This window comes from Pseudolactococcus plantarum (assembly GCF_002441715.1).
GTDB classification, from domain to species: Bacteria; Bacillota; Bacilli; order Lactobacillales; family Streptococcaceae; genus Pseudolactococcus; species Pseudolactococcus plantarum.
In genome coordinates, this window is sequence record NZ_JXJX01000008.1 from 38807 (window position 1) to 54428 (window position 15622).

The 15622-nt window shown below is 37.1% G+C and carries 14 protein-coding genes; 2 read left to right on the forward strand and 12 right to left on the reverse strand.

The window, feature by feature from the left end:
- The first annotated feature begins 16 nt into the window (after nt 1–16).
- The gene (locus RU87_RS06225; RefSeq protein WP_068163044.1) at nt 17–1219 is read left to right on the forward strand and encodes a chloride channel protein; all 1203 of its coding nucleotides are present in this window, start codon (nt 17–19) and stop codon (nt 1217–1219) included.
- A gap of 285 nt (nt 1220–1504) precedes the next feature.
- Here the strand turns inward: RU87_RS06225 and RU87_RS06230 are convergent, their stop codons facing one another.
- The 8 genes from RU87_RS06230 to RU87_RS06265 all read right to left on the reverse strand — a co-directional run bounded on the left by RU87_RS06230 (nt 1505) and on the right by RU87_RS06265 (nt 11225).
- Complete coding sequence (locus tag RU87_RS06230; protein ID WP_096835827.1) at nt 1505–2449, reverse strand: bacterial Ig-like domain-containing protein; 945 nt, start codon at nt 2447–2449, stop codon at nt 1505–1507.
- A gap of 66 nt (nt 2450–2515) precedes the next feature.
- Nucleotides 2516–4204 carry a lectin-like domain-containing protein gene (locus tag RU87_RS06235; RefSeq protein WP_068163041.1) on the reverse strand — a complete coding sequence of 563 codons (1689 nt, stop codon included), beginning with the start codon at nt 4202–4204 and terminating at the stop codon, nt 2516–2518.
- Between the two features lie 657 nt (nt 4205–4861).
- Nucleotides 4862–6973: a glutamine synthetase III family protein gene (locus RU87_RS06240; protein ID WP_068163038.1), complete on the reverse strand. Its 2112-nt coding sequence runs from the start codon at nt 6971–6973 to the stop codon at nt 4862–4864.
- A gap of 194 nt (nt 6974–7167) precedes the next feature.
- Nucleotides 7168–8508, reverse strand: coding sequence for a type I glutamate--ammonia ligase (gene glnA / locus RU87_RS06245; RefSeq protein WP_068163037.1), 1341 nt, complete (start codon nt 8506–8508; stop codon nt 7168–7170).
- A gap of 97 nt (nt 8509–8605) precedes the next feature.
- Nucleotides 8606–8968, reverse strand: coding sequence for a MerR family transcriptional regulator (locus RU87_RS06250; protein ID WP_068163034.1), 363 nt, complete (start codon nt 8966–8968; stop codon nt 8606–8608).
- A 100-nt stretch (nt 8969–9068) separates the two neighbouring features.
- Complete coding sequence (gene ruvB / locus RU87_RS06255; protein WP_068163030.1) at nt 9069–10088, reverse strand: Holliday junction branch migration DNA helicase RuvB; 1020 nt, start codon at nt 10086–10088, stop codon at nt 9069–9071.
- 171 nt (nt 10089–10259) lie between these two features.
- Complete coding sequence (locus RU87_RS06260; protein WP_068163028.1) at nt 10260–10853, reverse strand: hypothetical protein; 594 nt, start codon at nt 10851–10853, stop codon at nt 10260–10262.
- 27 nt (nt 10854–10880) lie between these two features.
- Nucleotides 10881–11225, reverse strand: a complete 345-nt coding sequence (locus tag RU87_RS06265; RefSeq protein ID WP_068163025.1) for a PadR family transcriptional regulator — start codon at nt 11223–11225, stop codon at nt 10881–10883.
- A 208-nt stretch (nt 11226–11433) separates the two neighbouring features.
- On the opposite strand from RU87_RS06265, the gene RU87_RS06270 reads away from it, so the two are divergent.
- Entirely contained in the window at nt 11434–12165 is a 732-nt protein-coding gene (locus RU87_RS06270) for a pseudouridine synthase (RefSeq protein ID WP_068163023.1), read from the forward strand.
- Nucleotides 12166–12303: 138 nt separating this feature from the next.
- On the opposite strand, the gene ruvA is transcribed toward RU87_RS06270, so the two are convergent.
- From ruvA to RU87_RS06290, 4 genes are all read right to left on the reverse strand, one after another.
- Nucleotides 12304–12885, reverse strand: coding sequence for a Holliday junction branch migration protein RuvA (ruvA, locus tag RU87_RS06275; protein ID WP_068163020.1), 582 nt, complete (start codon nt 12883–12885; stop codon nt 12304–12306).
- Between the two features lie 71 nt (nt 12886–12956).
- Nucleotides 12957–14897: a DNA mismatch repair endonuclease MutL gene (gene mutL / locus RU87_RS06280; protein ID WP_068163190.1), complete on the reverse strand. Its 1941-nt coding sequence runs from the start codon at nt 14895–14897 to the stop codon at nt 12957–12959.
- Nucleotides 14898–15142: 245 nt separating this feature from the next.
- Complete coding sequence (locus tag RU87_RS09650) at nt 15143–15298, reverse strand: hypothetical protein (protein ID WP_156470818.1); 156 nt, start codon at nt 15296–15298, stop codon at nt 15143–15145.
- 10 nt (nt 15299–15308) lie between these two features.
- Nucleotides 15309–15617 carry a hypothetical protein gene (locus RU87_RS06290; RefSeq protein WP_068163016.1) on the reverse strand — a complete coding sequence of 103 codons (309 nt, stop codon included), beginning with the start codon at nt 15615–15617 and terminating at the stop codon, nt 15309–15311.
- Between the last annotated feature and the right edge of the window lie 5 nt (nt 15618–15622).

Below are 15622 nucleotides of genomic sequence, written 5' to 3' on the forward strand. Positions count from 1 at the left end.
ATAAGGAAGTTACGCTATGTTTCAAGCCTATAAACCAATTTTGGTTTGGTCTGTATTAGCGATACTGATTGGCATCATTGTAGGCGGCCTTGATGCACTATTTGGTCGTGTATTATTAAGCTTGTCAAGTTTTCGAGGCGAACACTTTCTTTATCTGATCCCTTTTTTAGCGATTGCTGGTCTCATTACCGTTTATCTTTATCAACATGTCGCTAAAGAAGCCAGTAAAGGTATGGGCTTGATTTTTAATATCGCTCACCAATCAGATGAGGCCATCCCTGTCCGACTAATCCCGATTATTACAGTCTCTACCTGGTTAACTCACTTATTTGGTGGGTCTGCTGGACGCGAAGGTGTTGCTGTGCAACTTGGGGCAACAGTCGCTAATTACCTAGGCGACTTGGCTAAAATTAAAAATCGTCACCTCATGGTCATGGTTGGTATGGCAGCAGGTTTCTCAGGTTTATTTCAAACACCACTAGCCGCTACTTTTTTTGCTGTTGAGGTGATTATGGCAGGCACCATCTATTACGCAGCCATCCCACCTGCATTACTTGCAAGTCTCATCTCTGCCTACACAGCGCACTACCTAGGTCTTGAAAAATTCGCTGTGACGATAACTAAATTACCTACAGTTAATCTATATCTCATCTTAAAATTAGGCATTATCGGTGTACTCTTTGGCCTAACAGGATTTGGTTTTGCTTGGTTATTAAGTTATACAAAAGCTAAATTAACGGATTTAGCACCTAATCCCTATATCAAAATCGCCTTAGGCAGTATACTACTCTCTAGTTTATTGCTCCTTTTATTCCAAGGCCGTTATGCAGGACTAGGGACGAACTTGATCACGATGGCTTTTGATGGGAGACCTATTTTTCTCTGGGATTTTGGCCTTAAATTGTTATTAACACTCTTGACTTTAGCTATCGGATTTCAAGGTGGTGAGGTAACACCATTATTTGCGATTGGTGCCACGTTGGGAATTATCTTAGCCCATTTATTTGGCTTACCGCTAACATTTGTCGCCGCTTTAGGCTATGCAGCTGTTTTTGCTGCTGCAACTAACACTTTTTTTGCCCCCATCCTCATCGGATGTGAAGTTTTTGGCTTCTCGCTCATACCTTACTTATTCATCACAGTAACAGTGAGTTATTGTCTAAACTTTAATCGGTCTATTTATACTGGGCAAACGCGTCGATTGACTAAGAAAAAATAATGCTGTCAGTCTGATCGACACTTCAAAACAAAGACTTTCCAAAAAGGAGAGTCTTTTTTCATCCTTGATGCCCCCTAGCCTATCACTATAAACTATAATGCTTTGACATTTTTTAACTGACCAATAGATGTTATCCTTAAATCTTAGAGTCACTATTGTATAATTTATCATCGTGATAAGCATGACAACAAAAAGGAACCATCGCCTTAAAGTCCCAATTGATTAATCAGATCTTTAAAGCAATAGCTCCTAATAAAGTGTCGAAGAGATATAATGTTTTGTTTTCTACATCATAATTTTTACGTTTATGGTAATCGGATTGGAATCCACTTTTCCCTGCTCTCCGTTAAATGTATATTTTATATTATTATATACACCTGCCTTACTTGTATCAATGTTCAATCCATTAGAGGATATTCTTGAATCTTTCCATTCTACTGTATTACCTTTTTCATCTAAACAAGAAACAAATGGCAACTCTCTATCCCATTTTTCTCCCAACGATAAAGTAACATCTTTTAATGTTATTTTTGATTGATCGATATCAGCAATGCTTTCAGCAATCATTCCAGGATCACCAATGCTAGTTACATCGTTTAAAAACGGCATTCCCCAATTATAAGCGTGAGCAGCACCATCAAAATCTTGTTCAAAAACTAGCGGCTCATCTTTAATCGCATTCCAAACATTTCCTGCAAACCAGGAACAATTATTAATAGGTGTGTAGACACCGCTGACCTCATTAGTAGGTAATCCCATAGCATTGGCAACTATGTTACTTTGGATAATTAAATTTGGTATCACATTTTGTTCTAAATTCGATTGAGTTTCCTCTAAATTTTTAAGTGGAACTGTGAGTGAGATATTAAATTTTCTATCTGGTCTATCATTGGTGCCACCTCCTGTGCCGTTTTTTACAAATCCATATTTATCATGAAATCCATAGGACGTATAGTCACCATCTTTGTCACTGTTAAATATAATAATCCATGCATGGCCCAAAGTTCCACTCCCAAAATAAGATGTTAACTTTTTAAATACTGCCTCTGATCGATGTGCTTGATCTTCAATTGGAAACTGTGCCGCTGCATTATCAGCTATTTCTACAATTTCATCCAAATTTGTTCTGTCAGGTGTTCTATTAGTACGAATACTAATTTGTGGGTAACTAATAGCATGTTGTCCTGTAGGAGCTGATTTATCAGCATCTATTTCTCTAATAATTTTCATATAGCCTTCTTTTTGAATAATTGGATTATACTATGTTTTGATAATCATGTTTAATGACACTTTAGACTACTTTATTGGTAACACACTAACAGAACCAATATATCCTCCTTGGTAATTTTCCACATTAATTAAAGGAGTGAGTTCATCTTTTGAAACCGTAAATTCAGCCATTACTGAATAATATCCCTTCTGATATGGAGTACCAGTATTCAATGTTGTATTAATCAATTCCCTATAGTCGTCACTAGATGATTCTGCTTTTAAAGAAACTTTAACTCGATACGAAGATAAAGGTATTTTATCGTCTAGTGGTTTAAAGTAAACGGTAACTCTATAATCTTCCCCTTCTTTTAGCTCATCTTTTCCTGAGAAAATTTTATAAATACTTGCCTGCTTGTCAGAAAAGAATACTTCATTCGTCTCTAGAATCGAATTATCTGGGTCCACTGTCAGATTAATATCTTCCCCTGAGAACATTTTCCATCCATCCGTTTTCCCATCAGGCCATGGATTAAAAGGTATAACAGTTACTGTAATCGTTTTTTTAGCAACTTTACCAGAACTATTTTTTACTTGATAACTAACATGATAGGTGCCAGCTGTAGAAGAATCAACATCATTTTCTGAAACGTCTATTTTGTTAGTCAAATCACCATCTATCGGATCGTAAGCCTTCAAACTAATCCGACTATCAAAAGGATCAAATTTTTCACCTTGATTAATCGTGATATCGCTTGCTTCTAAAGTAAATTCCTCTAAAACCTTGACAGAAGCACTAGCAGTAGCTGTTCCATATTCCCCTTGATACGTATAGGTAACAGTATAATTCCCTGTTTTATTTGTATCCACATTATCCTTAGTAGAAAGATGTGGGTCATCTAGACCAATCGTTTCGCCATATTCATTAGTTGCTGAAACAAAATTATCTTTGGGACTCCAACGCTCACCTTTGTCAATTTGTATATCTTTAGTTTTTATTGAAGCAGATTGTGGTATTGTATCAAATGATAAAGCATTTATTTCAAATTGTCGTCCAGTTGAAGAAGTAAAGCCCCAATATACATTAGGGTCATCTAAGAATGTGTGACCCCCATCTCCACCACCATCTTTAGTAAAATAGACATCAGTACCATGTGAAAAAGTATCACCTGTCCCCATATCTTTATACGTATAAGATATCTTAAAATACTTGCTTGTCATTGGTTTTCCTGTAACAGTAATTTGTTTCCAATAATTATTAGACATCTCATAACTACTTGGTAATTCTGACTTACCATAGTGATAATTTGAATGCCCAGTATTGAAAGCAATATGTTGTCCATCTTTTTTCAATCCAGAATTTTCATGAGGATTATCTAAGCCATCACCATTATAATATGTGTCAAATTCTAGGGATAGATAATAACGTTCCCCTGTCGCATACATTCCGAGATATTGTCCAGATTTACCCAAAAAATTATTTTTACGAGATTGTAAGCTGAAAGTCATACCATCAGCGGCACTATTACCTTGATCCCCAAGATATATATACGCTTTGAAGACAAAGGGTTTTCGCACATCTATCTTATTTTTAGACCATATCGCCCCCGTTTGAGATGTTCCACTGCTCATCTGTAATACATCTCTAGTATCATTGTATGAGATACCATCACCTACTGCTGATTCAAATACATCGTCCAAATGTATTCCTCGTTCTGGAGGAGAAGGGATTGAATTAGTTTGAGTTGCATCTGTAGTTCCGCTGTTTGAAATCATGAAGATCCTCCTAAATTATGAATTACTCATATTACACTGGTCATTATATACCTCTGTTTGAAATTATGAAGGTCCCCCTAAACTATGAACTGCCCATATTACACTGGACATTATATACCTCTGTTTGAAATTATGAAGATCCTCCTAAATTATGACTTACTCGTATTACACTGGTCATTATATACCTCGCATTAATAACAGTCAAACAATAACTTAGAAAATTGCTGAAAAATTAGAAAATAATTACGAAAACCTTATGCATACCAAGGTGAAAATAAGTTCTATCGAATTTTTTGTAACGGTAAAACAATATCTCACTATACTTAAACGCAAAACAAAATGTACCAATTTTAAACTGGTACACTTTATCATATCTTTAATGTTAATAGTTACGAGAGATTATCAATAACAATGCGAAAGTTTTTAAATAAAAAAATACATGATTAAATAAAATCATGTATTTTCATGATACATTATACTTAGAAGTGCCAGTACATAATTTTCTAAATCATGTACTGGCACTTCTATTTTTTTGCACAAAAATTATAAAAAAGAGGCTCTTTTTCAAATCGCGTGGGAAACATCTCCACGTCTCTAAACAAATACATCAGTGCTTGTTTTTTAGTTAGCTAAATTTTGTTTATGAGTTTGATATGCTTAGACTTCAAACATCAAATCGCCATATGAAGGCATTGGCCATGCTTCTTTATCCACGATCAACTCAAGTTGGTCAACTGGAGCACGAAGTTCACCCATTGCTTTGAAGACAACATCATTATAGAAACGTGCTTGTACTTTACCTTCTTCTTGTTCGCTTGCTTGTGCTGTTACTTCTTTTAATGTCACAAGTGCCGCTTTAGCTGCTTTGAGCAATTCAGAAACTTCTGCTAAGCTATCAGCTTGTACACTCGCATCGCTGCCAGCTTCTTTGACAGCAATTACTGTATCTGCTAATGATTTTGTATATTTGATAACAGCAGGAATAATTTGTTTTGCTGCCATATCAATCATTGTCAACGCTTCAATATGAATAACTTTAGCGTAGTTTTCATACTTAACTTCTTCACGTGCTTTTAACTCAGTTGGAGATAATACGCCATATTTATCGAATAACGCAACAACTTCTTCTGATTCGAGTACTTCAGTAGCATCAACATATGATTTAAGGTTAGGAAGACCACGTTTTTCAGCTTCTTTAACCCATTCTTCAGCATAACCATCACCATTAAAGATAACACGGCTATGTGCTTTTGCATACTCAGCAATCAATGCATCAACTTCAGCATCGAAGTCGCTTGCTTTCGCTAGACGTTCTGATGCTTCATCAAATGCTTCTGCAACAATTGTATTCAACACAATATTTGGAGAGGCAATCGAATCACGTGATCCAACCATACGGAATTCAAATTTATTACCTGTGAAGGCAAATGGTGATGTCCGGTTACGGTCAGTAGCATCCTTAGAAATATCTTTCAAGGCTGTTGATCCTGTTGTCAATACACCACCTGCGATAGAAGTAGATGCTGACCCGTTTTCAATATATTGGTTAATAATATCTTCTAATTGTGATCCTAAGAAAATTGAGATAATTGCTGGTGGCGCTTCATTGGCACCTAAGCGGTGGTCGTTACCAGGATCTGCTGCAGATTCACGAAGTAATCCAGCATATTTATCTACTGCTTTAATGATTGATGCCAAAACAAGTAGAAATTGTTTATTTTCATGTGGTGTAGAGCCTGGTTCTAGTAAATTTTCACCTTTATCTGTTACAAGAGACCAGTTATTATGTTTACCTGATCCATTCACACCTGCGAAAGGTTTTTCATGAAGCAGACATTTCATATCATGTTGACACGCAACACGTTTAAGTGTTTGCATCACAACTTGGTTTTGATCGACAGCAACGTTAGCATTGGCATAGATTGGCGCAATTTCATGTTGTGCAGGCGCTACTTCATTATGCTGTGTCTTAGATGTCACACCAACTTTCCATAGCTCTTCATTGATGTTTTTCATGAAGCCAGCAACACGTTGACGAATTGTACCAAAATAATGGTCATCTAATTCTTGACCTTTTGGTGCTGGTGCACCAAATAATGTGCGACCAGCATAAATTAAATCTTTACGTTGTTGGAATTTTTTCTCATCAACCAAGAAATATTCTTGCTCAGCACCAACTGAAGGCGCAACTCTTTTAGCAGTTGTATTACCAAAAAGACGAAGTAATTTGATAGAAGAATCAGAAATTACTTGCATTGAGCGAAGTAGTGGTGCTTTTTGGTCTAGTGCTTCACCATTATATGAATAGAAAGCCGTTGGAATTAACAGAGTTGTTCCCCCAGCATCATGACGAACAAAAACTGATGATGTTGTATCCCAAACTGTATAACCACGAGCTTCGAAAGTTGCTCGCAAACCACCTGATGGGAATGAAGAGCCATCAGGTTCACCCTTAATTAACTCTTTTCCTGAAAAAGCAGTCATCACACTGCCGTCTGCTTTAGGCGCTGTGATAAATGAGTCTTGTTTTTCAGCTGTTACGCCAGTTAATGGTTGGAATAAATGCGCAAAGTGAGTTGCCCCTTTTTCAATGGCCCACTCGCGGATTTCATTTGCAATCACATCAGCTGTCGCAAGATCAAGATCTTTACCGTCTTCAATTGATTTTTTAAATTGCTTATAGACACTTTTAGGTAATCGTTGCTGCATCACTGCATCTGTAAACACGTCCTCAGCAAAGATTTCTGGAATATTGACTTTCACCATCATTAACTTCTCCTGTCATTTTCTATGTTATAACTTCTGACACTAATTATTATACAGTTTTTTTGAACCGATTGCAACAATAGTTGCAATTTTTAGAATTTTCTTTTTAATAAGTGTTTTTTTGTCGGTAAATGCTAGATGAAAAGGCACTAACTTTGATAAATCAAAGATAGTGCCTTTTCACATTTAAAATACGTTTAGTAAAGATCTAAGTAATTATCGACTTCCCATTGAGAAACGTATTGCGCATAAGCAGCCCATTCTACTTTTTTCGTTTCGACAAAATTCGTATAGATGTGTTGTCCTAGTGCTGCCTTAACAACATCATCTTCACGAAGTGCTTTGACAGCATTATGAAGTGTGGATGGTAAATCTGTAATCCCCATCGCTTTACGTTCATCACCAGTCATCATATAGATATTATTTTCAACAGGCTCTGGTGCCTCTAGATGTCTAGTAATACCATCAAGACCACACTCCAAAAGTACAGCAAGTGCTAAATAAGCATTCGCTGTCGGATCAACCGAACGCAACTCCAGCCGTGTACCCCTACCTCGTGAAGCAGGTATCCGAACAAGAGGTGATCTATTTCGTCCTGCCCAAGCAACATAAACAGGGGCTTCATAACCTGGAACTAATCGTTTATAGGAGTTAACAGTTGGGTTAGTAATGGCTGTAAAATTATAAGCATGTTCTAAAATCCCACCTAGAAACTGATAAGCTGTATCAGATAAAGACAATTTACCATTAGGATCATAGAAAACATTTTCACCTGATTGGTCAAATAAGGACATATTACAGTGCATACCGCTACCATTAATCCCAAATTGCGGTTTAGCCATGAACGTTGCGTGTAACCCATGTGCACGCGCAACAGTTTTCACTACCAATTTAAAAATTTGAATATTATCACAAGCTTCTAGGACGTTTGTATATTTAAAATCAATTTCATGCTGACCTACTGCCACTTCATGATGACTCGCTTCAACTTCAAAACCTAAATCCGTCAAGACATTCACAATCTCACGACGTGTATTATCAGCTGAATCTGTCGGTGCTAAATCAAAATAACCACCTTGGTCATTCACTTCAAGCGTTGGATTCCCTTTTTCATCAAGTTTAAATAAGAAAAATTCTGGTTCTGGTCCAAGATTAAAGGACTCAAATCCCATTTCTTCCATATGTTTCAGTGCCCGTTTTAAATTCCCTCTGGGATCTCCAGCAAATGGTGTTCCATCAGGATTATAAACATCGCAAATCAAGCCGGCAACTTTACCGTTTTCATCTCCCCAAGGAAAAATAATCCATGTATCTAAATCAGGATAAAGGTACATATCAGATTCATTAATACGAACAAACCCTTCAATAGATGACCCGTCAAACATCATTTTATTATTTAAAATTTTTGTGAGTTGTTCTTCAGTTGCAGGCACTTCAACATTTTTCAAAGTCCCAAGTATATCCGTAAACATGAGTCGTAAAAATGTGACATTTTTCTCTTTCACTTCAGTTAAGATATCCGTTATTGTAGTTGTCATCTCGCATCTCCTATTATAATTGTCAAAAACAGTATCATAGCGATAAGAAGCGCGCTATATCACCAACGTTTCTTATCGCTATTTTCTGCTTTTAAATTTATCGTAAAGTCGTTTTAGGCTGATTAAATCTCGACTGTTGCATGATTTCTTCTTCTAAAATCTTACGGACTTCAGCATCAGTGATTGACTTATTTTTCACTTCATCTAATGCTTCTTTACTTTTTTCATACAGTTTCTTAATCCCGGCAATATTCAATCCGTCATTAAGATAATCCTTAATTTCCAGTAGGACGTCCATATCATTCAGTGAATATTTTCGTCGATTACCATCATTTCTGGCAGGAAAAATAAGTCCTTGATCTTCATAATATCGGATTTGACGTGCTGATAAATCCGTCAACTCCATAACGGCACCCATAGGAAAGACGGCCATAGAGCGTCTTAGTTCGCGTTCTTTCACTAAAGTATACCTCCTTTACTGTTTTACCTTCTATATTCCTCATTATATAGTGGCGATTATGAAAAGTCAACGGTTAATGTTAGATAAAATAACATATTCCTTAATCATGAGGATACGCATAGCCAAAATGCTCATATGCCTGTCTTGTTGCACACCTACCTTGACGCGTTCTGATTAGAAACCCTGATTGAATCAAGTAAGGTTCATACATATCTTCTAGGGTTTCTCTCTCCTCAGAGATATTCACAGAAAGTGTGCCTAGACCGACAGGACCTCCTTGATACATCTCAATCATTGTCTTAAGAATTTTTTGATCAATGTAATCAAGACCAGACGCATCAACATCTAACATCAGTAGTGCCTTACGCGTTATTTCATCATTAATTATCCCAGTCCCTTTGATCTGTGCAAAATCTCGGACACGTTTTAAAAGTCTATTGGCAATACGCGGTGTCCCTCGACTCCGACGTGCAATCTCATGTGCCCCATCTCCTGTGATGTCGACATCGAAGATATCTGCAGTCCGTATAACAATTTCTGTTAGGTCTGATAACTCATAGTAGGCCATATGCGCATTAATCCCAAATCTAGCCCTTAATGGATTAGATAGCATACCCGCACGAGTCGTCGCACCAATTAAAGTAAATGGCGGTAATTCAAGGTGTACACTTCGACTTGCATCACTACCACCAATCATAATATCGATATAAAAGTCTTCCATAGCACTGTATAAAATTTCTTCAACAGACATTGGTAGACGATGAATTTCATCGATAAAAAGCACATCTCCTGCTTCAAGATCATTTAGAATAGCGACTAAATCTCCTGCCTTTTCAATCGCCGGTCCTGATGTTTGTTTAATATTAACACCCAGCTCATTAGCAATCACAAAAGCCATAGTCGTCTTACCAAGTCCCGGCGGACCAAACAACAGCACATGATCTAAAGATTCTTCACGCATCTTAGCAGCCTTGATATAAATATCTAGCTGCTCTTTAATTTTATCTTGTCCTATGTATTGCGCTAAGTATTGCGGTCGTAAAGTTCTCTCTGCCGATAAAGCCTCAGCATCAAGCTCATAATCTTGTAACTCTCCCGATGTTAGTTTGTCATTTCCCATATCTTTATTGTAACAAAAAAATGGCAAAGACGATATTTATAATTGAGATGCCTAAAGCATCACAACTATCGCGCTTTTACCATCATATAAATAGGATAACTTACAAGGTTTCATAGCCATCAATCATATTTTAAGCTGCCTGTCTCACTTACTATCCATTTATATCATATCTCAAAAAACTTTTATCATAATCAGTATGATAATGGTAAAAAGTACTTGAAAACCAGTAGTTACCATATTAACTAGACGCATCCGATAGTTCATCTGTTTCTCAGGATATAACTTAAATAGCCAAGTTGGTAAATATGCCCCTATTCCCCAACTCACAACATTTAATATTAGCAAAAGTACAAATAAGCCAATATTTTTTGGAGTGAATCCACCTCCTAACCAAGGAGATAAGAGCAATATGCCAAAGAAAATCACTAAATAACTTGGAAATAAAATTTGTCTCCTAATACGTGCACCTCTTTTTTTATCAGGTAAGTTTTCGATGAACTCGCGAGCAAGTACAGGTGCTGGCATACCAAAATACTCTTGCGCTGATAGGCCATTATCCTGGGCTTGCAAGATATCAGAACGTACATTTTCGATAATATCCATTACCAATTTCGTATCTTTTTCTGATAGGTGATAACTCTCAAATAGATGTGTCACAAACAACTCATCATAAATACGGTTGTCAGGTGTCATTTTCGCTAAACTTTCACGATTTTCAAGATGCTCAGCTTGTTTTGATTTTAAAAATTGTCTAAGTGTTGTCATTAAGTTGACCTTTCTAAAAATAAAGGACTAACATAAATCTGAGTTTCTACTCTCATTTATCAAGCTAGTCATTGCCATTGTCAATTTTGACCATTCGGCTATAAATTCATCTAACCTAAGCTTTCCTTTTTCAGTAATCGTCAAATATTTTCGCTTCGGCCCCTCAGAGGATTTGCGCATCTCTCCTTGAATATAGCCATCACGTTCTAACTTTTGCAAGATAGGATAGATTGTACCAGCAGCAATAGACAAAAAACCCATTTCTGATAATTTCTCTGTGATCTCATAACCATACGTCTCCCCACTTGATATGACGAGGAGCAAGGCACCATCTAAGGTACCTTTTAATAATTGTGTATTAATTGCTGCCATTCATATAGTTCTCCTTTCAATAGGTATGATATACATAGCCAATAAGTATCAAAAATAACTTATTTTACATCCAGACCCACCTCATCAAAATGCACCACTACTATATAATATATACTAGATACCCATTTATTATACCATCACTACTACACATTGTAAACTAGCAATCCGTGAAAGTTATAAACGACTTTTAATATAGTATAATAGGCATATGAGATTAGATAAATTTTTAGCTGACATGGGTATCGGCTCTCGTAGCCAGGTCAAAATACTGTTGAAAAAAGGCCGCATTACAGTAGATGGCCAGATAGAAAAAAATGGTCGCACGCAAATTAATGAACACAAGCAAACGGTCACTTTTGATGATCAAGTATTAAACTACCAAGCTTTCTACTATTATTTACTAAATAAACCAAAAGGTGTCGTATCAGCTACAAAGGATAACGTATTTAAAACGGTTGTCCAATTATTATCTGAAAAAGACTATCGAGCTGATATTTTCCCAGTCGGTCGTTTGGACAAAGATACCGAAGGGTTATTACTCCTAACCAATGATGGGGCATTAGGACATGATCTCACACAGCCCAGAAAACACGTTGAAAAAGCTTATCTTGCGATCATCGATGGTAACGTCACTGACATGACGATCAAACAGTTTGCAGCAGGCTTAACCTTTAAAAATGGGGAGACTGCACGACCTGGGGAATTATCTGTTAACCAAGTCAAAGAAGCCAATACGACCACCGGCTTTCAAAGTGAGATAGAGGTTATCATTCACGAAGGAAAGTTTCATCAAGTCAAACGTATGTTTGAAGCAGTAGATATGCGAGTCCTTGAATTGAAACGCATCCGAATGGGACACTTAAGGTTAGATCCCACACTAGCACTGGGTGAGTATCGCAAGATAACAGCAGAAGAATTGACTTTACTTAAACAATCATAATATAAAAAAACACTTTCACATTTTGGCGAAAGCGTTTTTCATTTTATCTGATTTATCTATGACGATAATAGACTAGATATCATCCCCCTATTTACTCAGATGACTGATGTGATCATAACAATCAAAAAAGATTAGGTATCATTTCATCATCAGCTTCAAAGCTGTTTTGATAAAGCCTTCAGTGGTATCTAGTGTACCGTCTAGTTGTTTTTCAACTTTCTTAAGTTCAGCCGGTTTATATCCTAACGCACGCAATGCTTCTAGAGCATCGCTCAAGGAAGTATTAGACTCAGGCTTAGCATTCGGTCTCTTTGTCGCAACCTGCTCAAACTTACCTTCAAGATCTAACACCATCTGGCTAGCTGTTTTTTTGCCAACACCAGGAAATTTTGTCAGATATTTAATATCACCACTATCTATGGCGGTAACAAGCCCAACATTATCATCGGCTGCGATGATGGCGAGTGCTGATTTTGGCCCTATCCCAGAAACTGAAATCAACTGTAGAAACAGTTGTTTTTCAGTCTCATCAGAAAATCCATACAGTGTATGGGCATCCTCACGTATCACTTGATGCGTGTATACTTGTATCGCAGCATTGACAAGTGTTGAAAATGCATAAGGGTTTGCAACATGAATCAGAAATCCTATACCTGAAACTTCTACTACAATATAGGTCGGCGTAATTTTGACTAGTGTGCCTTTTAGATATTCGTACATAACTTCCTTCTATTACTTATATGCTAGATCAAGCGACTTAAACAGCTGATATAACAAGACTAATTACACAGTTAAAACTGCGTATGCCACCCACCTTGATGTCCTTGCTGAATACGTCTGAACATCTTTTCAAGATCAACATTCGAAAATGACACAAGTGCTGGTCGACCATGCGGACAATTATAAGGATTCTCACAGTTAGCAAGTTGGCTGAGTAAATCTCGAGCACTGGCTGGATCGATAAACATATTTGCTTTAATCGAACTCTTACATGCGATCATAATCGCTAAATCTTCCCTGTACTTTTTAACAGACACTTCTTGATCATCTAAAAGCAGATCAATTAATTCATACGTCGCCTTTTCGATTTCATTATCATTCATCCAGATAGGATGCTCACGCAAGATAAGCTGATTTTCTCCATACGCATCTAAAAATACACCAGCTTCAGCAAGCAATGCTTTTTTCTCAAGCACCAACCCCACTTCATCTTGGGATAACTTAATCAAAATAGGTGTTAACAATTGTTGTTGATCATAATTAACTTGTCCTATTTTTTCTCGATAATACTCATATTTAACACGCTCCTGTGCGGCATGTTGATCCACAATATACAAACCATCTGGTGACTGACAAAGGAGATAAGTTCCATGCATTTGTGATAAGAATTCTAATTCAGGAAACGTTTTATGCGCTTCTTTGGGAGAATCAGTTTCAAAGAAGGCCGTCTCATTTACTGCAACAAACTGATTGTCTTTAGAGCTATCAGACGTATAGTTATCTTTAGTATCGGTCAACTCAGAGAGCGTCGTTGGTACTTTGTCAACTGTCGGCGCTGCTTCCACTGAGGACTTTTCTTGCACAAAAAAATCTTGCTTTTCCGCATCATAATACAACTGCTTACTACTTAATGGCAGACTCGTCTGGTGTGCGTTAACGACTGACTGAGCAGGGGATTTTGATTGATTCAAATTTTCTAAAGCATTGGGGATTAACGTCTCTGGTTGCAAGGCTTGCTTGATAGCTTTAGTAACCAGCAGCATCAAATCCTTTTCTTTGGAAATTCTAACTTCCTGTTTAGTCGGATGCACATTAACATCAGCCAAAAAGGGATCAATCTTAATGTCGATCACCGCAATAGGGAAACGTCCTACCATAAGTTTTGAGCCATAGCCATCGACAATAGCCCGGTTAATGAGGTAATTTTTGATATATCTACCATTTAGTAACACGGTAATATAATTACGGTTTGCACGCGTCAACTCCGGTAGACTGACATACCCCGTCACTTCAAAATCTAAATCAGCATTTGATATATGTAACATCTTCTTGGCTGTCGAAATCCCATAAACACCTGCGATAGCTTGACGTAAATCACCGCTTCCTGCAGTTTTCAGCATCTCACGCCCATCATTGATTAGGGTAAACGCGACCTCTGGATGTGCCAAACTCAGTCTGTTGATGACATCCGTAATATGACTTAATTCAGCCTGTAAACTCTTGATATATTTAAGACGGGCTGGGGTATTAAAAAACAGGTTTTCTACTTTGATTTGGGTACCAACACGTTTTGGTGCAGGATCATTTTGCAGAATTTGCCCACCTTTGGCTACCAATAAGGTACCACTTACGTCAGCATTATCAGCTACTGATGTGTTAATGGTCAATTCACTAACACTGGCAATAGAGGGCAGAGCCTCTCCTCTAAATCCCAAAGTCCTAATCCGAAATAAATCATCTACATCTTTAATTTTACTCGTTGCATGACGTTTCAAAGCTAGTGCCACTTCATCACGTGCAATGCCTTCACCATTATCGGTAATTTCAATTGATTTTAGGCCTGATTCTTCGATGGAAATCGTGACTTGTGTTGCTGCTGCATCAATCGCATTTTCTAATAATTCTTTAACGACACTGGCTGGTCTTTCAATCACTTCACCAGCAGCAATTTTATTAGCTAATGTTTCACTAAGTTCAATAATTGTCCTGTGTTTTTTTTCCTGTATACTCATGACTTTATTATACCATTTTTTTAAACTAGCTTTTGTTTCCACTCTTTATATCAGAAACTTTAATCATAATACCTCTATAAAAAAAGCACTCGTCACAATAAAAATGTAGCGGTGCTTTTTAAAGCTTATGATCGTCTGCGAATTTTCTTAACAGCATGCGATCCCTTTCGACTCGTATCAGTTAATCTTGTCCCAACAGCCAAATCAAATCCAAATAAAATCTTAATGACAAAACCGAAAACGATTTAAGTCATAACAGGGATAACACAGGTTGTCACAATCATTCTAGTAACCTCTTGTGTTAACGTATTTAACATACTGACGGCCTTCTCTTTTCCAGCAGTCTGTACTCGACCTGTCTTAGAGAAAAAATCTGTAATACCTGATTCGATTTTTTGCAAAAAGTTTTGATCAGTCTCTATTTTTTTGTTTAGTTTTAATATTAGCATCATCTGCTTTTACTTTTTGACTCGTTTCCTGAATCTCTGTCACAAATTTTTGATCCACTAAACCAGAAATCTGGAGTGATGCTGGTACAAGCGCAACAAAGCATAACCCAAAAATCGCGACTTTAATTGCTAATATTTTTAAAATGGACTGTCGTCTATACACATAAAATAGCCCTAAGCCAATTGCAATCGGTAGCAGGTAAGTAAAGGTCATCGTCCCAGCTATCGACAGTAAAAATTTCTCGATAATCAAAACGCCTAATACCACCATAAACT